Here is a 19,224-nt window from a genome sequence, read left to right on the forward strand (position 1 = left end):
CCGTGGGGGTCACTTGCCGATCCAGGCCTCGCCGAAGAGGGCCATGTACTCGTCGGTCGGCACGATGCCGTGCACGTTCTCGCCCCAGGCGGTGAAGGCGGCGCTGGCGCCGAGGTTGAGCACCGGGACGTCCTCGTTGAACAGCGTCTGGACGTCGTCGAGGATGCGCTGGGTCTCGGCCTCGTCGGTCGCTCCCTGCAGTTCGGCGAGCAGCTGGTCCATCTTCGGGTTGGCGTAGCCGCCGGGGTTGCCGTAGCTCTTGGAGTTCAGGACGCTCTGCAGGCGGTGGTAGGGGTCGCTCTCGGAGACGCTCGCCGCGCCGCGGCTGATGTCGAAGTCGTGCTCCACGTAGGTCTTCGCCGTCCGGTCGGCGATCGAGGAGACCATGTCGAGCTTCACCGTGAAGCCGACCCGTTCCAGCATCGCCTTGGTGACGACGGCCTTGGCCCGGGAGACGGGGTCGGTGCCGTCCATGTAGGTGAGGGTGCCGTCGTAGCCGTCCTTCTTGGCTTCGGCGAGAAGCTTCTTGGCCTGGTCGAGGTCGACGCCGACCGGTTTCACCTCGGAGTGCCAGCGCGACTCGGGCGGGAAGATCTCCTGGCCCGGCAGGCCCTTGCCGTTGTAGGCGCGTTCGGTGTCGAGGGCGGGGTCGAGGGCCAGGGCCATGGCCTTGCGGACCCTCAGGTCCGCGCCGGGCCGGTCCTCGCGGGTGTTGACGGTGATCATGTTGCCGAGGCCGGTCAGGGTCAGTTCACCGGGGTGGCCCTCCTTCACGGCGTCGTCGACCACGTCGGGGCCGCGCATGTACACCACGTCGGCCGTGCCGTCGTTCAGGGCCTCCAGTTTGGAGCGGTCCGACTGCGGCCAGGTGAAGCGCAGCGCGTCGAGGTACGGCTCGCCCTTCCAGTAGTTCTTGTTCGCCTTGAGGACCATCTCCTCCTGGGGGGAGTGCGTGCCCAGGGTGAAGGCGCCGGCGCCGATCGGCTTGAACGTTTTTCCGGCGTACGCGGAGGGGGCCACGATCATGCCGGGTGCCTGGGCGAGCATCGCGGGGAAGGTGGCCCAGGAGTTGCGGAGGGTGAAGACGACGGTGGAGTCGTCGGTGGCCTCCATCTTCGCGAGGTTGGGGGCGAGCAGGGCCGTGTCGGCGCCCTTGTTCTCCTGGTACCACTCGATGCTTTTGATGACGGCCTCGGCGTCGAGCGGTGTGCCGTCGGAGAACTCGACGCCGTCGCGGAGGGTCAGGGTCCAGGTCTTGGAGTCGTCGTCGGCCTTCAGGGATTCGGCCAGCCACGGCTCGTACCTGTGGGCGGCGGTGTCGTAGCGCATCAGGACGTCGTAGACGGCGGCGAGCGCGGAGCCGCCGGAGGCGCCCGTCGCGTAGGTGACGGCGGGGCTGAGGCTGCGGGCCTCGGCGTAGTCGGCGAAGTGCAGGGTGCCGCCGCGGACGGGTTTACCGGCGGCCGGCTGCTCGCCGATGCTGCCGAACGTGTAACGGCCGCGTTCGGCCTTCTGCTGCTTGCCGCTGTCGCTGCCCCCGTCGTCGGGTGAGACGCACGCGGAGGTGAGCATCGCCGTGGCGGCCAGGGCTGCGGCGAGGCGGGCTCTCGCCCGGGGTGCTCGCTTCATGTCTTCCTCCAGTTGTCCGGTGGCGGGGGACGGGGCGGACCGGTGCCGGATCGTGTGGGGGACGCCGGGTGGGGGGACGCTACGGCCGACGAAATCCGGCCGACGTGACGCATCCCACTCACCGGGAATCGGGCGGGAGGAGGCTTTCACGGGTGGGACGGCGGTTCGGTGTCCGTCCGTGCCGTGACGCGATGTCCCAGTGAACGGAATCGGCCGGAGAGCGGTACCCGTTCGCGCCGACACTGACCACGACCGCGATCCCAGTGGAGTTCCCGACGCACCAGGAGTCCCCCGATGCCCAGCGACACGGATCACCGCTCCGCCGCCCTCGCCCGAGTGGCCGCCCTCACCGGCCCGGGCGGCCGGTTCGAGCTGGCCGACGACGACGTGCTCGGCACCCGGCTGCCGGTGTTCACCCACCGGCAGCGAGCGCTGCACGAGGTCCTGCACGCTTCCCTCGCGTACGCCGGCCGCGACTACATCGTCACGGCGGACCGCCGGATCACCTTCGCCGAGCACGCGGCCCAGGTCGCCTCGCTGGCGCGGGTGCTGCGCGAGGAGTACGGCGTCGCCGAGGGCGACCGGGTGGCCATCGCCGCCGCCAACTCCCCCGAGTGGATCCAGACCTTCTGGGCGACGGTGTCGATCGGGGCGGTGGCGGTCGGGTTCAACGCCTGGTGGTCGGCGCGCGAGATGGCCCACGGCGTGCGGAACGCGGAGCCCTCGCTAGTGGTGGCCGACGCCAAGCAGGCGGCGAAGCTGGAGGGCTGCGACGTTCCGGTGCTGTCGCTGGAGGACGACGTCCGCCGTTTCCTCACGGCCCACCCCGACGCGCCGCTGCCGTCCGCCGAGGTCGCCGAGGACGACCCGGCCGTCATCCTCTACACGTCGGGCACCTCGGGCCGTCCCAAGGGCGCCGTGCACACCCATCGCAATCTGCTGGCCGTCGTGGAGTACCACCGGCTGAACGACGCCCTGCTGCGGGAGTTCGGCGACCCGCTGGCCCCGGAGGACCGCGTCTACCTGCTCGCCATGCCGCTGTTCCACATCGCGAGCCTGCACAATCTGGCCGTGCCGCGGCTCGCCACGGGCAGCCGGATCGCCCTGCACCAGGGCGCGTTCGACGTCGACGCCGTGCTGGGCATGATCGAGCGGGAGCGGGTCACCAACTGGGGTGCGGTGCCCACGATGGCGCACCGGATGCTGGAGCACGGCCGGGCCGGCCGGTACGACACCTCGTCGCTGACGTCGTTCGCGCTGGCCTCGGCGCCGTCGTCGACACAGTTCAAGGAGCGGCTGCGGCGTGAGCTGCCGTTCGCGAAGAACTCACTGGTGGACAGTTACGGTCTGACCGAGTCCTGCACGGGGATCGCCGCCGCGAGCCCGCAGGAACTGGCGGCGGCGCCGGGCACCCTGGGCCGGCCCGTGACCGGCGTCCGGCTGGAGATCCGCGATCCCGCCGGCGAGGTCGTCGGCGAGGGCGAGGAGGGCGAGGTGTGGGTGCGCAGCATGTACAACATGCTGGGCTACTGGCGCGACCCCGAGGCCACCGCGAACGCCATCGGGGCGGACCGCTGGCTGCGCACCGGGGACCTGGGGTGTCTGCGCGAGGGCCGGCTGTATCTCAGCAGCCGCCGCTCGGACCTGATCATCCGCGGCGGCGAGAACGTCTATCCGGCCGAGATCGAGACGGTGCTCGCCGAGCATCCGGACGTCCGGGAGTGCCTGGTCCTCGGTGTGCCGGATCCCGACCTCGGTCAGGAGGTGGCCGCCGTCGTGGTGCTCCGGCCGGGGTCGGCGGTCACGGAGGAGGCGCTGCGGGAGTACGTGGCGGACGAGCTGGCCTACTTCAAGGTTCCCAAGCGCTGGCGGCTGACCGTCGAGGAGCTGCCGCGCAACGCGACCGGGAAGGTGATCCGGCGCTCGGTGCGGGTCTGAGACCCGGAACGGGTGGTGCCCCGGCCGCGTACGGCGGCCGGGGCACCGTCGTCCCGCGGCTCAGAAGTCCTCGGGCCCGCGCAGTGTCGCCTCGGCGCCTCCGTCGACGTAGAGCACCTGCCCGGTGATGTGGCTGTTGTCGTCGGAGGCCAGGAACAGGACGGCCCGTGCGACGTCCTCCGGCTGGAGGTAGCCGTTCAGCGGCATCGGGACCGCCGTGTCCATGACCTTCTTCATCTCCGGGTCGGCGAAGAGGCCGGTGGTCATCGGTGTCAGGACGACGCCGGGGGCCACCACGTTCACGGGGATTCCGGCGTCGGCCCAGCCCTCGGCGACGGCGGTGCGCCGCGCCCACTGGGCCAGCGCCGACTTCGACGAGGGGTACAGCTGCTGTGCGCGGCCGTCGGCGACGGCCCGTTCGGCGTGCTCCAGGGCCTTGTCCTCGTCCGCGGCCAGGCAGGCGTCGACGACGTCCGCGTCCGCGGGCTGGGTGCCGGAGATGGAGCCGATGAGGACGACACGGGGCTCGGGGGCGGCGGCGAGGGCCGGGCGCAGCGCCGTCACGAACTCGGTCGTGCCGAAGTAGTTGACCGTCACCATGGCCTTGCCCGGTACGGAGGTGCCGGCGCAGGTGACGACCGCGTCCACCACGCCGCCGGCCGCCTCGGCCGCCGCCGAGGCGGCGGCGGCACGGCCGTCCGGGGTGGACAGGTCGGCGTCGATCTCACCGCCGCGCAGGTCGACCCCGATCACGCGGTCCCCCTGGGCGCGGAGCAGGGCGGTGAGGGCGGCACCGATCCCGGAACCGGATCCGGTGACGACGACGTTGCGTGGCATGGGGGGAGACTCCTCAGGTCGGCCGATGATCCATTTCCACTGTAATCACCCGCCTTCCGCGTGGCCTGTCCACTCCCGGTGAGCGGGCGGGCCGCACGACGGCATGCCGGACGCGGCGCTCGGTGAGGAGCGGGCCGAGCAGGAGGCGGCAGGCCAGTCCGATGCCGTCCTGTGCCACTTCGGGCGAGGAGCGTTCGTACAGGACGGTGGTGAGCAGGCCGTACCAGGCCTGCGCCAGGATGCGGACCACGCGGCGGTCCCGTTCGGAGGGGTCGGTCACCCCCGCCGTGCGCAGCACCAGGTCCGTGAGGATCTCGTCCGTGCTGCGGGCCGGTCCGCCGGGGCCGGTGTGCGCGACGTTGTGGGACTGCATCATGGCGAGGGCCAGCAGCGGCTGTTCGAAGAGCTGCCGGCTCGCCCCGGTGAGCAGGCCGGCGACCGCGTCCACCGGCCCGGTGCCCGGCGCGGGCGGCGGGGTGTCGGCGTCGAGGCGGCGCACCTGGGCGTGCATGACGGCGGCGAACAGGTGGGTCTTGGAGGGGAAGTAGCGGTACAGGGTGGCGATCGCGACGCCGGACTCCCTGGCCACGTCGTGCATCTGCATCCGTTCGAGGCCGTGCTCCGCGCCGAGCCGTGCGGCGGCCCGCAGGATGCGGGCGTGGCGCTGGTGCTGCTTGGCCGAGGTGGGGCGCGCTGGAACTCTCACGCGGGTCGTTCGGGGCACGGTCATGAGCTCCTTCCGCCGGCGGGCCGATGGTTTCGCGTGCCGCGCGGGTGGGGTGCGCCACGTTCCGGTCAGTGGGACCCGGCCGCGTACGGGGCGGGGCCCGGACTTGGATGGCCGCTCCCCTCCTGTCCCGTCCGAGAGAGGTGCCCCCCATGCGGCTCGGCATCAACAGTCCCGTCGTCACGGCCGTCCCCGGCGTCCACTCCCCGTGGGAGCGCGAGGCCGGCATCGAGGAGCTGGGGTCGGTGGCCGAAGCCGCCGACCGGCTCGGCTTCCACCACCTGACCTGCTCGGAACACGTCGCGGTGCCCGTGGACGTCGCCGAACAGCGTGGCGGTACCTACTGGGACCCGCTCGCCACCTTCGGCTACCTCGCCGCCCGTACCCGCCGCATCCGGCTCGCCACCCAGGTCCTGGTGCTGGGCTACCACCACCCGCTGGCCCTCGCCAAGCGCTACGGAACGCTGGACCGGATCTCGGGCGGGCGGCTCGTCCTGGGGCTCGGGGTCGGCAGTCTGGAGGAGGAGTTCCGGCTGCTCGGCGCGGCCTTCGAGGGGCGCGGCGGGATCGCGGACGACGCCCTCGCGGCACTGCGGGCCTCCCTGTCCCGGCGCGAACCGGCCTACCACGGCGAGCACTTCGACTACCGGGATTTCGTGGTGGAGCCGCACGCCGTGCAGGAACGGGTACCGCTGTGGATCGGCGGCCGTACGCCGCGTTCGCTGCGCCGGGCGGTGGCGCACGGCGACGGCTGGGTGCCGTTCGGGCTGTCGCTGGACCGGCTGCGCGAGATGGTCGACGCCGCCCCGCTGCCGGAGGGCTTCGAGGTGGTGCTGAGCGCGGGCCGTCCGCTCGATCCGTGCGGCGACGCGGACGGTACGGCGAAGGCGCTGCGGGACGTGTCCGAGGCGGGCGCCACCCTGGTCAGCGTGTCGCTGGCCGCCGAGTCGGCGGGCCACTACGTCGAGCAGCTGGAGGCACTCGCCGGGATCGCCGGTGTCACGGCGGACGGGGAGGTGCCGGCATGAGCGAGGACCGGCTGGCCGCTGTCGAGGCCCGGCTGCGGAGCCTGGAGGACGAACGGGACATCGCCCGGATGATGGCCTCGTACGGGCCGCTGGTCGACGGCGGCGACGCGGACGGTGTCGCGGCGCTCTGGGCGCCGGACGGTGTCTACGACATCGACGCGCTCTTCCTGGCGGGCCGGGAGCAGATCGGCGAGATGGTGCGGTCCGCCGCGCATCAGGGCTGGATCCGGCAGGGCTGCGCGCACGTCGTGGGGCCGCCGCACATCACGGTGGACGGCGACGAGGCGGTGGCGGTGTGCCACTCGCTGATGGTCGTGCACGAGGAGGGCCGGTACGTGGTGCGCCGGGCCACCGCCAACCACTGGCTGCTGCGCCGTACGGACTCCGGCTCCGATTCCGGGTCCGGGTCCGGCTCCGGGTGGCAGGTGGTCACGCGGACGAACCGGATCCTGGACGGCCGGCCCGAGTCCCCCGCGCTGCTGGCCGGCGGGGTACGCGGCGAACCGGCGGGGGCCTGAGGGAGCGGCGGGGGGGGGGGGGGGGGGGGGGGGGGGGGGGGGCGCGCCCCCCCGCCCCCCCCCCCCCCCCGCCGCAGGCGTACCACCCCACCGCAGGCGTCAGCGGGCCCCGTAGACCGGCTGCGGCGTCCCGGACGCGGCGAGCAGTTTCGCCGCCGCCTCCCCGGCCTCGGCGGGACTCCAGCGGGCGCCCTTGTCGGCGGTGGGTCCCGGCCGCCAGCCCTCCATCACGGTGATCCGTCCCGCCTCGGCCTCGAAGACCCGGCCGGTCACGCCGGCGCAGGCCGCAGAACCCAGCCACACGACGAGCGGCGACACGTTCTCCGGTGCCATGGCGTCGAAGCCGCCCTCACCGGGCGCCGCCATGGTCTCGGCGAAGGCCTCCTCGGTCATCCGGGTGCGGGCGGCCGGGGCGATCGCGTTGACCTGGACGCCGTAGCGGCCCATCTCGGCGGCGGCCACCAGGGTCAGGCCGACGATGCCGGCCTTGGCCGCTGAGTAGTTGCCCTGGCCGACGCTGCCCAGCAGCCCCGCTCCGGAACTGGTGTTGATCACACGTGCCTCGGGGACACGGCCCGCCTTGGCCTCGGCGCGCCAGTGCGCCGCCGCGTGCTTGAGCGGCAGGAAGTGGCCCTTGAGGTGGACGCGCATCACCGCGTCCCAGTCGTCCTCGTCCAGGTTGACGAGCATCCGGTCGCGCAGGAACCCGGCGTTGTTGACGAGGGTGTCGAGCCGGCCGAAGGAGTCGAGCGCGGTGGCGACGAGGGAGGCGGCGCCGTCGGCGGTGGCGATGTCACCGCCGTGCGCGACGGCCTCGCCGCCGGCCGCGCGGATCTCCTCGACGACCTGCTGGGCGGGGCCGCTGCCCGCGCCGGAGCCGTCGAGGCCCACGCCGAGGTCGTTGACGACGATTTTCGCGCCCTCGGCGGCGAACGCCAGGGCGTGTGCGCGGCCGAGTCCGCGGCCGGCGCCGGTGACGGCGACGACGCGGCCGGCGCAGAGGGCGGTCGGTGAGGTCATGACGGCAAGTCCTTTCGGTGGGCGGGAGGCGGGCGGCCGTACCGCTCAGTGGCATCGCGCTCTCCCGCGGCGTCCGTAACGCTGCTACCTTCTGGGCCTAACAAACGTTTGGTGGAAAGGTAGCTGATCTGCTCATGGGTGTCTCCACCTCCGCCCCGCAAGAGGGCGTCGCCGTCGTCACCGTGGACTTTCCCCCGGTCAACGCCCTCCCCGTGCAGGGCTGGTACGAGCTGGCCGCCGCGGTGCGCGCCGCCGGCGCCGATCCGAAGGTGCGCTGCGTGGTGCTCGCCGCCGAGGGCCGCGGGTTCAACGCGGGCGTGGACATCAAGGAGATGCAGCGCGCGGACGGGCACGGGGCGCTGATCGGCGCCAACCGCGGCTGCTTCGAGGCGTTCGCCGCCGTCTACGAGTGCGAGGTCCCGGTGGTCGCCGCCGTGCACGGTTTCTGCCTGGGCGGCGGTATCGGCCTGGTCGGCAACGCGGACGCGATCGTGGCCAGCGAGGACGCGACCTTCGGGCTTCCGGAGCTCGACCGGGGCGCGCTCGGCGCGGCCACGCACCTTGCCCGGCTCGTCCCCCAGCATCTGATGCGGGCCCTGTACTACACCTCCCGCACCGCGACGGCCGAGGAACTGCACCGGCACGGCTCGGTGTGGCGCGTGGTCCCGCGCGAGGGCCTGCGGGCGGCCGCCCTCGAACTGGCCGGTGAGATCGCCGCCAAGGACGGTTACCTGATCCGGCTGGCCAAGGCCGCCATCAACGGCATCGACCCGGTCGACGTACGCCGCAGCTACCGCTTCGAGCAGGGCTTCACCTTCGAGGCCAACCTCAGCGGGGTCGCCGACCGCGTGCGCGACACCTTCGGCACCGACAAGGAGCAGCGAGCGTGACCCAGGACAAGACGATGACGGCCGACGACGTCGTCGGCCGGCTGCGCAGCGGCATGACGATCGGCATCGGCGGCTGGGGCTCGCGCCGCAAGCCGATGGCCCTGGTGCGGGCCATCCTGCGCTCGGACCTCACCGACCTGACCGTGGTCTCCTACGGCGGCCCGGACGTCGGCCTGCTGGCGGCCGCGGGGAAGATCCGCAAGCTCGTCGCGGCGTTCGGCACGCTCGACTCGATACCGCTGGAGCCGCACTTCACCGCGGCCCGGCAGCGCGGCGCGTTCGAGATGGCCGAGCTCGACGAGGCGATGCTCATGTGGGGCCTGACCGCCGGGGCGCAGCGGCTGCCGTTCTTCCCGGTACGGGCCGGTCTCGGCTCCGACGTGATGAAGGTCAACCCGTCGCTGCGCACGGTCAGGTCTCCCTACGACGACGGGGAGGAGCTGGTCGCGGCCCCGGCCCTGCGCCTGGACGCCGCCCTGGTCCACCTCAACCGCGCCGACCGGCACGGCAACGGGCAGTACCTGGGCCCCGACCCGTACTTCGACGACCTGTTCTGCGAGGCCGCCGACCAGGCGTACGTCTCCTGCGAGCGGATCGTGGAGACGGCGGACCTGCTCAAGGAGCACGGGCCGCAGACCCTGCTGGTCAAGCGCCTGTTCGTGGACGGGGTGATCGAGACGCCGAACGGCGCGCACTTCACGTCCTGCGTGCCCGACCACGACCGGGACGAGTCCTTCCAGCGCGCCTATGTCCGGGCGGCCCGCGACCCCGAGGCGTGGCCGGCCTTCGTCGAACGGTTCCTGTCCGGGGACGAGGCCGCCTACCAGGCCGCCGTCAGCGCCTTCCACCAGGAGGAAGCATGAGCGCCACCGAGACCACCGCCGCCACGACGACGAGCCGCGCCGAGTACTGCGTGGTGGCCTGCGCCGAGGCCTGGCGCAGCGCCGGTGAGGTCCTCGCCAGCCCGATGGGCACCGTCCCGGCCATCGGGGCACGCCTGGCGAAGCTCACCTTCTCGCCCGAGCTGCTGCTGACCGACGGGGAGGCGCTGCTCATGGCGGACGTGCCCGCGATCGGGTCGAAGCCGGGGGCGGTCGAGGGCTGGCTGCCGTTCCGCCAGCACCTGACGCTGACCGCCACCGGCCGCCGGCACGTGATGATGGGCGCCAGTCAGATCGACCGCCACGGCAACCAGAACATCTCCTGCATCGGCGACTGGGCCAAGCCCGCCCGGCAGTTGCTCGGGGTGCGCGGCGCGCCCGTCAACACCCTCAACAACCCGACGAGCTACTGGGTGCCCAAGCATTCGGCGCGGGTGTTCGTCGAGCATGTCGACATGGTCAGCGGGGTCGGGTACGACCGGGCCGCGGCGGCCGGTCCCTCCGCGACCCGCTACCACCGCGTTCCCGACGTGATCACCAACCTGGGCGTCTTCGACTTCGAGACCCCCGACCGCACGATGCGGCTGCGCTCCCTGCACCCCGGGGTCACCGTCGAGGAGGTCACCGGGGCCACCGGCTTCGCCCTCACGATCCCCGACGAGGTGCCGTACACCCGGGAGCCCACCGAGGACGAACTCCGCCTGATCCGCGAGGTCATCGACCCGAAGGGGCTGCGCGAGCGCGAGGTCCCGGCATGACCGGGCCCGCCGCCTCCCCCGCCGTGTTCCCGACCGCGCTCACCGAACTGACCGGGGTGCGCCACCCGATCGTGCAGACCGGCATGGGCTGGGTGGCCGGCCCGCGCCTGGTCTCCGCCTCCGCGAACGCCGGAGCCCTCGGCATCCTCGCCTCCGCCACCATGACCGTGGACCAGTTGCGTTCCGCGGTCCGCGAGGTCAAGTCCCGTACGGACGCGCCCTTCGGCGTCAACCTGCGGGCGGACGCCGGGGATGCCGGCGAGCGGGTGCGGATCATCGTCGAGGAGGGGGTGCGGGTGGCGTCCTTCGCCCTCGCTCCCTCCAAGGACCTGATCGCCCGCCTCAAGGACGCCGGTGTCGTCGTCATCCCCTCCATCGGCGCCCGCCGGCACGCGGAGAAGGTCGCCGCATGGGGCGCGGACGCGGTGATGGTGCAGGGCGGCGAGGGCGGCGGCCACACGGGCGAGGTGGCCACCACGGTGCTCCTCCCCCAGGTCGTGGACGCCGTGGACATCCCGGTGATCGCGGCGGGCGGCTTCCACGACGGCCGCGGCCTGGTCGCCGCGCTCGCCTACGGGGCGGCGGGCATCGGGATGGGCACGCGTTTCCTGCTCACCTCCGACAGCACCGTCCCCGACGCGGTGAAGGCGAAGTACCTGGCCGCCACCGTCAAGGACGTCACGGTCACCACGCAGGTGGACGGGCTGCCGCACCGCATGCTGCGGACCGCGATGGTCGACTCGCTGGAGCGTTCCGGCCGCGCCACCTCACTGCTGCGGGCGCTGCGGCACGCCTCGGCGTTCCGCAAGGAGTCCGGCGCGTCCTGGCCCCAACTGGTACGAGACGGAATGACGATGAAACACGGCAAGGAACTGACCTGGAGCCAGGTCCTGCTGGCCGCCAACACCCCGATGCTGCTCAAGGCCTCGCTGGTCGAGGGCCGTACCGACATCGGGGTGATGGCCTCGGGCCAGGTGGCGGGCCTGATCGAGGACCTGCCGTCGTGCGAGGAACTGGTCGAGCGCATCATCGACGAGGCCCGAACCGCGCTGAAGTCCCTGCCGGGGGCGGGCTGACGTCCGGGGTCACGTGCGCGGGACGGGGCGGCCGGGGTTTCCCGGCCGCCCCGTCCCGCGACCGGGAGACGCATGGCCCGCGGCCGCCTGCCGCGCGCAGGTCGTGCCCTCATGACGACGAATGATCCGGAACGCTCGTCCACACGGAGGCACGGATCGGCCGCCAGAGGCTGCTGACGCGCTACCCGATGGCGGAACTGTCGTTCATCATCGGGGAAGAGGCGCTGCGCGATCCTGTGGGCGGTGCGGTGGTCATGCGCGGCCAATGGGAACGCCTGCTGGAGGTAGGCAGGTTGCGCGACGTAGAGGTCCAGGTGATGCCTGCGGGGCGAGGGTTCCACCCCGGTAAGAACGGTCCGTTCGTGACGGTGCAGACGAAGGAGCATCAGCACCTCGGGTACTTCGAGTCGCAAGGTGTCGGGTGCACGGTGAGCGATCCGGCGGAGGTCAGCACGTTCGGGTTGCGATATGGCAAGCTGCGATCGCATGCACTGAACGTCGAAGAGTCTGCGCGACTCATCGAACGGCTGGTGGGAGAGACATGAGCATGGAGCGGGTGAACCAGAACGTGGACAGACTGCACTGGTTCAAGAGCAGCTACAGCGGATCGGATGGCGGCGACTGCGTGGAGGTGGCCGTGGCCGATGTCTCGGTGTACGTACGGGACTCCAAGGCGCCGGCCGGCGGGCCCGCGCTGCGGATCGGCCGCGCGGAGTGGGCGGCGTTCGTCTCGCACGCGAGCGCGTAGCAGCAGGGCGTTCTCAAGGGACCGCAACTGCGCAGGTGGTTCGGACCGGCCCGCCGGCCTCCGGCTTTCACCGGGGCCCTCGCCGAACTCCGCGGCGAACGGATCGCCTTCCCCCACCGCGACCTCTTCGAAGAGAGCACGGAGGCCCTCCACACCGGCAGTCCCACCGTGCTGCCCGCCGCGTCGGACGGCCGGCCGTCCGCACCACGCAATGTGACACGACCCGGATGGTGTTACGGGTGGCGCTGCACCACAGCTTGTGCGGGAGCCGGGACGGGGGCCCGCGCTGTGCTCGAGGTGTAACACGCCTTTCCAAAAACGTGAGCACTTTGACCGCCACTGCCCTGACACCGCTCGTTTGAGCGCCCCGATGACACGTGCCCGCCGACTGCTCACACTTTTCCGCACGGCATCCGTCTCCTGGGTCCGCAAGGCCGGAACTGCCGAGATCCGGCACACCGGCCGACGCGACGCCGTCACCCGCTGCGGCGGGAGGGTTTACGTCTTCCGCGGGACGGTCACGGCCGCGGCGATCCGACTGCGGCTCCGCACGCGACCGCCATCCCCCGCGACGGTCCGCCCGAGTCCCGTCGCCGGGTTCTCGGCCTTGTCGCGATCGGCCGCGAGGTCGTCGAGCCTCTCGGTGTGTCGAATCAATACGTATCACTCGGCTTCGAGGAGGCGTCGCAGGGCGGCGTGGGCGGGCGGGCCCCAGGTCGGCTTGCCGCCGGGGCGGCCGTGGACACCGGCATCTCCGATGAGGATGCCGCTGAGTGCGCGCAGTACCGCCCAGCCGCGGGCGCGGCGCAGGGTCGCGGCGTCCGGGGCCGGCTGGTAGGCACCCTGAAAGCGGTCGGTGGCGCCGTCCGGCAGCAGGATCCAAGGGGCGGCGAGGTCGCAGGCCGGATCGCCCGCGCAGAGGTCGCCGAAGTCGATCACGCCGCAGAAGGTGCCGTCCGCGGTGAGGACGTTGGCCGGATGCACATCGCCGTGGAGCCACAGTGCCGGGCCCGCCCAGTCGGATGCGGCGGCGGCGTCCTCCCAGACCGCGCGGACCGCGTCCGGGTCGGGGATCAGTCCCAGCTCGGTGACCGAGGCGAGCTGCTCGGCGAACTGCTCGGCATGGCCGGCCAGCGGCCCGCCGCGATCACGGCCGGCGGGAGCCCCGGTGGGAACGGGTCGGTGAAGAGCCGTCAGGAAGGCGGCCAGGGCGTCGGCCGCCTCCTCGGCGCGCGTGGCGGGAGCGCGGTCGGCGGGCTCACCCGGCACCCAGGTGGTGACGATCCAGGGACGCGGAAACCGCTCGGACGGTTCGCCGAGGCGCTGCGGGACGGGGACCTGCAGAGGAAGGTGCGGGGCGAGGGCGGGCAGCCAGGCGTGCTCCTTGCGCAGCAGCGCGTCCGCGGACTGCGTCGCCCAGGGCAACCGGACGGCGAGGTCGTCGCCGAGCCGCCACATCTGACTGTCCCAGCCACGCGCACCGAACCTCAGAGGCTGATCGGCCAGGTCGGGGTGCTGGTCGCGCAGCAGATCCCGGACCAGCTCCGCGGTGACCTCGATCCCGGTGTGCGTCATGCGAAGCAACGATAACGGCGCCGGCCGTCCCGTTCCGTGAGCTGCGCAATCGGGTCCTGCGCGAACGCGCCACGCGGTTACCGCCGAACGCGAGAGAGGGCCGAAGACTTTACCGAGTCCCTGAAAGGTCCGCGGTCGGGGTCGCCGTCACGCTTGGTGGTGGGGCGGCCCCGGCCCGCGGCGGATCACCACTCGCGTGCAGGTGTGCCGGTATGGCGCTCGCCGGTCCGCGACGGACTACCTGTAGCGGATGTGCAGGTGGTTGTCGTGGTTGGGGTAGCTGGTGGTCAGTCCCTCGGCGATCAGCTGGGGGTCGTTGAAGAAGACGAGTGCGATGTGGCCGGGTGCCTTCGCGCGGATCTCCTGGACGAGGCGGCGGGTGGCAGCGCGGTCGTAGGTGGACGACTGCCAGGTGATGCGCCCTGCGCTGCACTGGGCCGAGTCCGTGCGGATCGGCCACACGTCGATGTCCATACCGGTCTCGTGGCTGCCGTGGCCCGGGATGTCACCGCCGTGTTCGAAGCCCGCGTCGCCGATCGGCAGTACGCCGTTCCCCGTGCCTGCGAAGGTCGCGGCAGCGGCCTCCAGCTGGCCCACGGCGCCGGCTGTCGCCCAGTGGGCGTTCGCGTTGCCGTCGGGGCTCTGCGCGCACATCGTGCCGCTGCTGAAGTCGATCTTCTCGTAGTGCCACAGGAGGTTCTTCCACGTGGCCGGTCCCACGATGCCGTCCGCGTCGATGCCCGCGTGCGACTGGAAGGAGCGCACGGCGGTGGCGGTGGTGGCTCCGAACTCGCCGTTCACGGAGAGGCCGGTGCCCCGCTTGGCGTTGAGCTGGACCTGGAGCGCCTTCACCGCCGGGCCGCTGTCGCCCTGGCGTACGGTGAGGGCCAGCGCCCCCCAGGTACCGGATCCGACGATGCCGTCCGCGCCCAGGTTCTGTGACTGCTGGAAGGCCACGACCGCGCTGCGCGTGCCTGAACCGAAGGCGCCGTCCGCCGACACGCTGTGTCCGTGAGCGGTCAGCAGGTGCTGCACCGCGAGGACGTCAGTACCTCGGCTGCCGTTGCTCACCAGGGGAAACGCGGCCTGGGAGTACGCGTGCGCGGGCAGCGACGAGGCGATGAGCAGAGCTGCCACCGCCGCGAGCAGTGCGCATATGTTTCTCAGTCGTGCTGTGGTTCTCATGGCTCTCATCTCGCCTTCCAGCAGTTCGGGGAGCTGCGCAAAACTTGTACAGAGCATGACAATAATAGGTCTGTGACGAGCCCGTGCCGAGCAGGGGCCGGCCGCATGGCGCTCGCCTGTCGAACGTGTTCCCCGCCAGGAAGTGACGCGGCCTCGGCTCAGCCCTGTCGGGGAGGAGCCGGTGATCCACGACCTCGACACGTTCATCGAGCCGCGGCAGAAGATGCTCACGGACGGGACGCTGACGGAGTTCCGCGAGTGGGAGGTCTCCGAGCGGACCGAGATCTTCGGATCGATCGCACACCGGTTCAGCGCATACCGCAGGTCCGGCTTCCGGCACGGCGAGTGGTTCGAGGGCTCCGGCCACAAGACCACCCAGTTCGTCCGGACCCCGTCGGGGTGGGGGATGTCCTCACTGGCCTGGGACGACGCGCCCGCCACCGTCACCGAATGACCGTACGGATCCGGTGGACGGGAGTCATGGCCCACGGACTGTGTCACTTTTCGGGAAAGCGACACAGTCCGTGGCCGGAGCACCCTGGGCCCCCGGCACGGGCTCACGGGGGCCTGTGACCGCCGGGCGGGTTCAACCGGCAGCACCGGGGCGCGGGACCGGGGACGGCACGGGGCCCCTCAGAGGCGTTCGATGATGGTGACGTTGGCCAGGCCGCCGCCCTCGCACATGGTCTGCAGGCCGTAGCGGCCGCCGGTGCGCTCCAGTTCGTGCAGGAGGGTCGTCATCAGCTTGGTGCCGGTGGCGCCCAGCGGGTGGCCGAGGGCGATGGCACCGCCGTTGACGTTGACCTTGTCCGGGTCGGCGCCGGTCTCCTTCAGCCAGGCCAGGACGACCGGGGCGAACGCCTCGTTGATCTCGACCAGGTCGATGTCGTCGATGGACATCCCGGCCTTCTTCAGCGCGTACGCCGTCGCCGGGATGGGCGCCGACAGCATGCGGATCGGGTCCTCGCCGCGCACCGACAGGTGGTGGACGCGGGCGCGCGGGGTGAGGCCGTGTTCGGCGACGGCCCGTTCGGAGGCGATGAGCAGCGCGGAGGCGCCGTCGGAGACCTGGGAGGAGACGCCGGCGGTGAGCCGGCCGCCCTCGACGACCGTTTTGAGACCGGCCATCTTCTCCAGCGAGGTGTCGCGGCGCGGGCCCTCGTCCACGGTGACGTCGCCGTAGGCGACGGTCTCGCGGTCGAAGCGGCCCTCGTCGATGGCGCGCAGGGCCCGCTGGTGCGAGCGCAGGGCGAACTCCTCCATGTCCCGGCGGCTGATCCCCCACTTCTCGGCGATGAGTTCGGCGCCGTGGAACTGGTTGACGGGCGCGTCGCCGTAGCGGGCGCGCCAGCCCTCGGAGCCCGCGTAGGGGCCGTCGGTGAGCCCGAGGGGTTCGGCGGCCTGGCGGCTGGCGAAGGCGATGGGGATCATCGACATGTTCTGGGTGCCGCCCGCGACGACCAGGTCCTGGGTGCCGGAGAGCACGCCCTGGGCGGCGAAGTGGACGGCCTGCTGGGAGGAGCCGCACTGGCGGTCGACGGTGGTGCCGGGCACCTCCTCGGGCAGGCCCGCGGCGAGCCACGCGGTGCGGGCGATGTTCCCGGCCTGCGGGCCGACGGTGTCCAGGCAGCCGAGGACGACGTCGTCGACGGCTGCCGGGTCGATGCCGGTGCGTTCGACCAGCGCCTTGATGACGTGCGCCCCGAGGTCGGCGGGGTGGACGGCGGACAGGCCGCCCTTGCGCCGGCCGACGGGGGTGCGGACCGCTTCGACTATGTAGGCCTCGGCCATGACTGCTCCTTCGTAAGGGGCGTGATGGGGTGTCAGGTGCGTGGGGTGATGCCTTCCAGGACCATGGAGAGGTACTGGCGGGCGATCTCCTCCGGGCTGTGGGTGCCGCCGGGGCGGTACCAGGAGGCGGCCACCCACACGGTGTCGCGGACGAACCGGTAGACGAGCCGCACGTCCAGGTCGCCGCGGAAGGCATTCCCGGCGACACCGCGTTCCAGGGTGCGCAGCCAGGCATTCTCGAACTTCACCTGGGAGTCGGCGAGATAGCCGAAGCGCGGCTGGGCGGAGAGGTGCCTGGACTCCTTCTGGTAGATGGCGACCGCGGGGCCGTGCCGGTCGATCTGCCGGAAGGACTCGGTGACGAGGGCCTCGATGGTCTCGCGGGGGCCGAGTCCGGCGGCGAGGACGGTGTCGTAGCCCGCCCACAGCTCGTCCAGGAAGGCGGAGAGGATCTCGTCCAGCATCGACTCCTTGGAGTCGAAGTGGTAGTAGAGGCTGCCCGCGAGCATCCCGGCGGCGTCCGCGATGCGGCGGACGGTGGTGGCGTTGTAGCCCTGGTCGGCGAAGACCTGGGCGGCGGTGGCCAGGAGTTCGGCGCGTCGTTCGGCGTTGGCGTGTCCGGTCATGGTGCTCATGCTCTCTGGCTGCTGACGGAGACGGTCTCCCCGGTCATGTACGAGGAGTATCCGCTGGCCAGGAAGACGATGACGTTGGCGATCTCCCAGGGTTCGGCGTACCGGCCGAAGGCCTCGCGTTCGGTGAGGTCGGCCAGGAGTTCGGGGGTGGTGACCTTCACCAGGTGCGGGTGCATGGCGAGGCTCGGGGCGACGGCGTTGACGCGTACGCCGAAGTCGGCGGCCTCCAGGGCGGCACACCGGGTCAGGGCCATGACGCCGGCCTTGGCGGCGGCGTAGTGGGCCTGGCCGCGCTGGGCTCGCCAGCCGATGACGGAGGCGTTGTTGACGACGACGCCGCCGGTGTCCTGCTCCTTGAGGTGGCGCAGGGCGGTGCGGGTGCAGCGGAAGGTGCCGTTCAGGGTGACGTCGAGGACCTTGGACCACTGGTCGTCGCTCATGTCGACGAGGTCGGCGGTGCCGCCGAGCCCGGCGTTGTTGACGACGGCGTCGAGGCCGCCGTGGCGCTCGGCGGCGAGCGCGAACAGGGCGTCGACCTGCTGCTGGTCGGTGACGTCGCAGGGCAGTGCGGCGACGTTGTCCGCGCCGAACTCCTCGGCGAGGGCGGCGGCGCTCTCCTTCAGGCGGCGTTCGTGGGCGTCGCCGATGACGATCCGGGCGCCCTCCTCGAGGAACCTGCGGGCAGTGGCTCCGCCGATCCCGGCGCCCGCGGCGGCGGTGATCACCGCGGTGCGTCCGGCCAGGAGGGAGTGCCCCGGTACGTAGGGCGGCTGGGGGGTCACGGGCGGATCTCCTTGGGCAGGCCGAGGACGCGCTCGGCGATGATGGTGCGCTGGATCTCGTTCGACCCGGCGTAGATGGTGTCGGAGCGGGAGAAGAGGAACAGGCGCTGCCAGCCGTCGAGGTCGTACGGCTCCCCGGCGGCGACCATGCCGCCGGCGCCGCACACGTCCATGGCGAGTTCGCCCAGTTCCCGGTGCCAGGTGGCCCAGAAGATCTTGCCGATGGACGCCTCCGGTCCGGGTGCGCCGGCGGCCACGCCGTCGAGCATGCGCAGGGCGTTGCAGCGGATGGTCTCCAGGCCGGTCCAGGCGCGGGCGAGGCGGTCGCGGATCAGCGGGTCGTCCGCCGCGCCGTTGCGCCGGGCCAGGCCGATGAGGGTTTCCAGTTCGCGGCGGAAGCCGACCTGCTGGCCGAGGGTGGAGACGCCGCGTTCGAAGCCGAGGGTGGCCATGGCCACGCGCCAGCCGTCGCCGGGGGCGCCGACGACGTGTTCGGCGCGGGTGCGGGCGCCGTCGAAGAAGACCTCGTTGAACTCGGAGGTGCCGGTGAGCTGGGTGATGGGCCGGACCTCGACGCCCGGCTGGTCGAGCGGGACCAGGAGGTAGGACAGGCCCTTGTGGCGGGACGAGCCCGGCTCGGTGCGGGCGATCACGAAGCACCACTGCGACTCGTGGGCGAGTGACGTCCAGATCTTCTGCCCGGTGACCACCCAGTCGTCGCCTTCGCGCTCGGCCCTGGTCCGTACGTTCGCCAGGTCGGAGCCCGCGTCGGGCTCGCTGTAGCCCTGGCACCACAGTTCCTCGGCGGCGACGATCGGCGGCAGGAAGCGGGCCCGCTGCTCGGGGGTGCCGAAGGCCACCAGGGTCGGGCCGAGCAGTTGCTCGCCTATGTGGTTGACCCGGGCGGGAGCGTCGGCCAGGGCGTACTCCTCATGGAAGGCGACCTGCTGCTCGATGGTCGCGCCCCGGCCGCCGTACTCCTCGGGCCAGCCGACGCAGGTCCAGCCGGCGGCGGCCATGTGCCGTTCCCACTCGAGCCGTTCGGTGAAGGCCTCGTGCTCACGACCGGGCCCGCCGCGGCCTCGCAGGCTCGCGAAGGCGCCGGTGAGGTGGGCGGCCAGCCAGCCGCGGATCTCGGTGCGGAACTCCTCGACGCTGCTCATGCCGTTACGTTAATCTACCAAACACTTGTTAGGGAAGGAGGGC

Annotated in this window: 20 protein-coding genes; 10 read left to right on the forward strand and 10 right to left on the reverse strand. The window is 72.1% G+C overall.

Features of this window, described 5'->3' with window-relative positions; all coding sequences use genetic code 11:
- Positions 1 to 9: 9 nt before the first annotated feature.
- Entirely contained in the window at positions 10 to 1,629 is a 1,620-nt protein-coding gene (locus ACIF80_RS25285; RefSeq protein WP_399808645.1) for an ABC transporter substrate-binding protein, read from the reverse strand.
- Between the two features lie 294 nt (positions 1,630 to 1,923).
- Between ACIF80_RS25285 and ACIF80_RS25290 the strand changes: the two genes are divergently transcribed.
- A complete protein-coding gene (locus ACIF80_RS25290) occupies positions 1,924 to 3,567 on the forward strand; it encodes a class I adenylate-forming enzyme family protein (RefSeq protein WP_399808648.1) in 1,644 nt (547 codons plus the stop codon).
- Positions 3,568 to 3,627: 60 nt separating this feature from the next.
- Here ACIF80_RS25290 and ACIF80_RS25295 read toward each other — a convergent pair whose 3' ends face one another.
- Together ACIF80_RS25295 and ACIF80_RS25300 are read right to left on the reverse strand one after the other, a co-directional pair.
- Positions 3,628 to 4,404: an SDR family oxidoreductase gene (locus ACIF80_RS25295; protein WP_399808651.1), complete on the reverse strand. Its 777-nt coding sequence runs from the start codon at positions 4,402 to 4,404 to the stop codon at positions 3,628 to 3,630.
- 13 nt (positions 4,405 to 4,417) lie between these two features.
- Entirely contained in the window at positions 4,418 to 5,134 is a 717-nt protein-coding gene (locus ACIF80_RS25300; RefSeq protein WP_399808654.1) for a TetR family transcriptional regulator, read from the reverse strand.
- A 149-nt stretch (positions 5,135 to 5,283) separates the two neighbouring features.
- Here ACIF80_RS25300 and ACIF80_RS25305 point away from each other — a divergent pair, with 149 nt between their 5' ends.
- Together ACIF80_RS25305 and ACIF80_RS25310 are read left to right on the forward strand one after the other, a co-directional pair.
- Positions 5,284 to 6,159 (forward strand): LLM class F420-dependent oxidoreductase, encoded by an 876-nt coding sequence (locus ACIF80_RS25305; protein WP_399808656.1) that lies wholly within the window; start codon positions 5,284 to 5,286, stop codon positions 6,157 to 6,159.
- Positions 6,156 to 6,677, forward strand: a complete 522-nt coding sequence (locus ACIF80_RS25310) for a nuclear transport factor 2 family protein (protein WP_399808658.1) — start codon at positions 6,156 to 6,158, stop codon at positions 6,675 to 6,677. Before ACIF80_RS25305 ends, ACIF80_RS25310 begins: the two co-directional genes overlap by 4 nt.
- 99 nt (positions 6,678 to 6,776) lie before the next feature.
- On the opposite strand, the gene ACIF80_RS25315 is transcribed toward ACIF80_RS25310, so the two are convergent.
- Entirely contained in the window at positions 6,777 to 7,697 is a 921-nt protein-coding gene (locus ACIF80_RS25315; protein WP_399808661.1) for an SDR family oxidoreductase, read from the reverse strand.
- A 134-nt stretch (positions 7,698 to 7,831) separates the two neighbouring features.
- On the opposite strand from ACIF80_RS25315, the gene ACIF80_RS25320 reads away from it, so the two are divergent.
- The 6 genes from ACIF80_RS25320 (at position 7,832) to ACIF80_RS25345 (ending at position 12,050) form a co-directional block, all read left to right on the forward strand.
- Positions 7,832 to 8,587: an enoyl-CoA hydratase family protein gene (locus tag ACIF80_RS25320; protein ID WP_399808664.1), complete on the forward strand. Its 756-nt coding sequence runs from the start codon at positions 7,832 to 7,834 to the stop codon at positions 8,585 to 8,587.
- Positions 8,588 to 8,601: 14 nt separating this feature from the next.
- On the forward strand, positions 8,602 to 9,450 hold the full coding sequence (locus ACIF80_RS25325) for a CoA transferase subunit A (RefSeq protein ID WP_399808943.1): 849 nt from the start codon (positions 8,602 to 8,604) through the stop codon (positions 9,448 to 9,450).
- Positions 9,447 to 10,226, forward strand: coding sequence for a CoA-transferase subunit beta (locus ACIF80_RS25330; protein ID WP_399808666.1), 780 nt, complete (start codon positions 9,447 to 9,449; stop codon positions 10,224 to 10,226). Before ACIF80_RS25325 ends, ACIF80_RS25330 begins: the two co-directional genes overlap by 4 nt.
- Positions 10,223 to 11,302, forward strand: a complete 1,080-nt coding sequence (locus tag ACIF80_RS25335; RefSeq protein ID WP_399808668.1) for an NAD(P)H-dependent flavin oxidoreductase — start codon at positions 10,223 to 10,225, stop codon at positions 11,300 to 11,302. The genes ACIF80_RS25330 and ACIF80_RS25335 overlap by 4 nt, the downstream gene beginning before the upstream one ends.
- A gap of 155 nt (positions 11,303 to 11,457) precedes the next feature.
- Positions 11,458 to 11,847: a DUF5753 domain-containing protein gene (locus ACIF80_RS25340; protein ID WP_399808946.1), complete on the forward strand. Its 390-nt coding sequence runs from the start codon at positions 11,458 to 11,460 to the stop codon at positions 11,845 to 11,847.
- Positions 11,844 to 12,050, forward strand: coding sequence for a DUF397 domain-containing protein (locus tag ACIF80_RS25345; protein ID WP_399808671.1), 207 nt, complete (start codon positions 11,844 to 11,846; stop codon positions 12,048 to 12,050). Before ACIF80_RS25340 ends, ACIF80_RS25345 begins: the two co-directional genes overlap by 4 nt.
- A 663-nt stretch (positions 12,051 to 12,713) precedes the next feature.
- Here ACIF80_RS25345 and ACIF80_RS25350 read toward each other — a convergent pair.
- Both ACIF80_RS25350 and ACIF80_RS25355 read right to left on the reverse strand, forming a co-directional pair.
- Complete coding sequence (locus ACIF80_RS25350; protein ID WP_399808672.1) at positions 12,714 to 13,625, reverse strand: aminoglycoside phosphotransferase family protein; 912 nt, start codon at positions 13,623 to 13,625, stop codon at positions 12,714 to 12,716.
- A 237-nt stretch (positions 13,626 to 13,862) separates the two neighbouring features.
- Positions 13,863 to 14,762 carry a penicillin-insensitive murein endopeptidase gene (locus ACIF80_RS25355; RefSeq protein WP_399808675.1) on the reverse strand — a complete coding sequence of 300 codons (900 nt, stop codon included), beginning with the start codon at positions 14,760 to 14,762 and terminating at the stop codon, positions 13,863 to 13,865.
- A gap of 229 nt (positions 14,763 to 14,991) precedes the next feature.
- Between ACIF80_RS25355 and ACIF80_RS25360 the strand changes: the two genes are divergently transcribed.
- A complete protein-coding gene (locus ACIF80_RS25360) occupies positions 14,992 to 15,264 on the forward strand; it encodes a hypothetical protein (RefSeq protein ID WP_399808678.1) in 273 nt (90 codons plus the stop codon).
- A 179-nt stretch (positions 15,265 to 15,443) separates the two neighbouring features.
- Here ACIF80_RS25360 and ACIF80_RS25365 read toward each other — a convergent pair whose 3' ends face one another.
- From ACIF80_RS25365 to ACIF80_RS25380, 4 genes are read right to left on the reverse strand one after another with little or no spacing between them, the layout of a single operon-like run.
- A complete protein-coding gene (locus ACIF80_RS25365; RefSeq protein WP_399808680.1) occupies positions 15,444 to 16,601 on the reverse strand; it encodes an acetyl-CoA C-acetyltransferase in 1,158 nt (385 codons plus the stop codon).
- 32 nt (positions 16,602 to 16,633) lie between these two features.
- On the reverse strand, positions 16,634 to 17,236 hold the full coding sequence (locus tag ACIF80_RS25370) for a TetR/AcrR family transcriptional regulator (protein WP_399808682.1): 603 nt from the start codon (positions 17,234 to 17,236) through the stop codon (positions 16,634 to 16,636).
- Positions 17,233 to 18,018 carry an SDR family oxidoreductase gene (locus ACIF80_RS25375; RefSeq protein ID WP_399808684.1) on the reverse strand — a complete coding sequence of 262 codons (786 nt, stop codon included), beginning with the start codon at positions 18,016 to 18,018 and terminating at the stop codon, positions 17,233 to 17,235. The genes ACIF80_RS25370 and ACIF80_RS25375 overlap by 4 nt, the downstream gene beginning before the upstream one ends.
- On the reverse strand, positions 18,015 to 19,181 hold the full coding sequence (locus ACIF80_RS25380; RefSeq protein WP_399808687.1) for an acyl-CoA dehydrogenase family protein: 1,167 nt from the start codon (positions 19,179 to 19,181) through the stop codon (positions 18,015 to 18,017). Before ACIF80_RS25380 ends, ACIF80_RS25375 begins: the two co-directional genes overlap by 4 nt.
- Positions 19,182 to 19,224: the final 43 nt, after the last annotated feature.

The organism is Streptomyces sp. NPDC085927 (assembly GCF_044540975.1).
GTDB lineage: Bacteria > Actinomycetota > Actinomycetes > Streptomycetales > Streptomycetaceae > Streptomyces > Streptomyces hirsutus.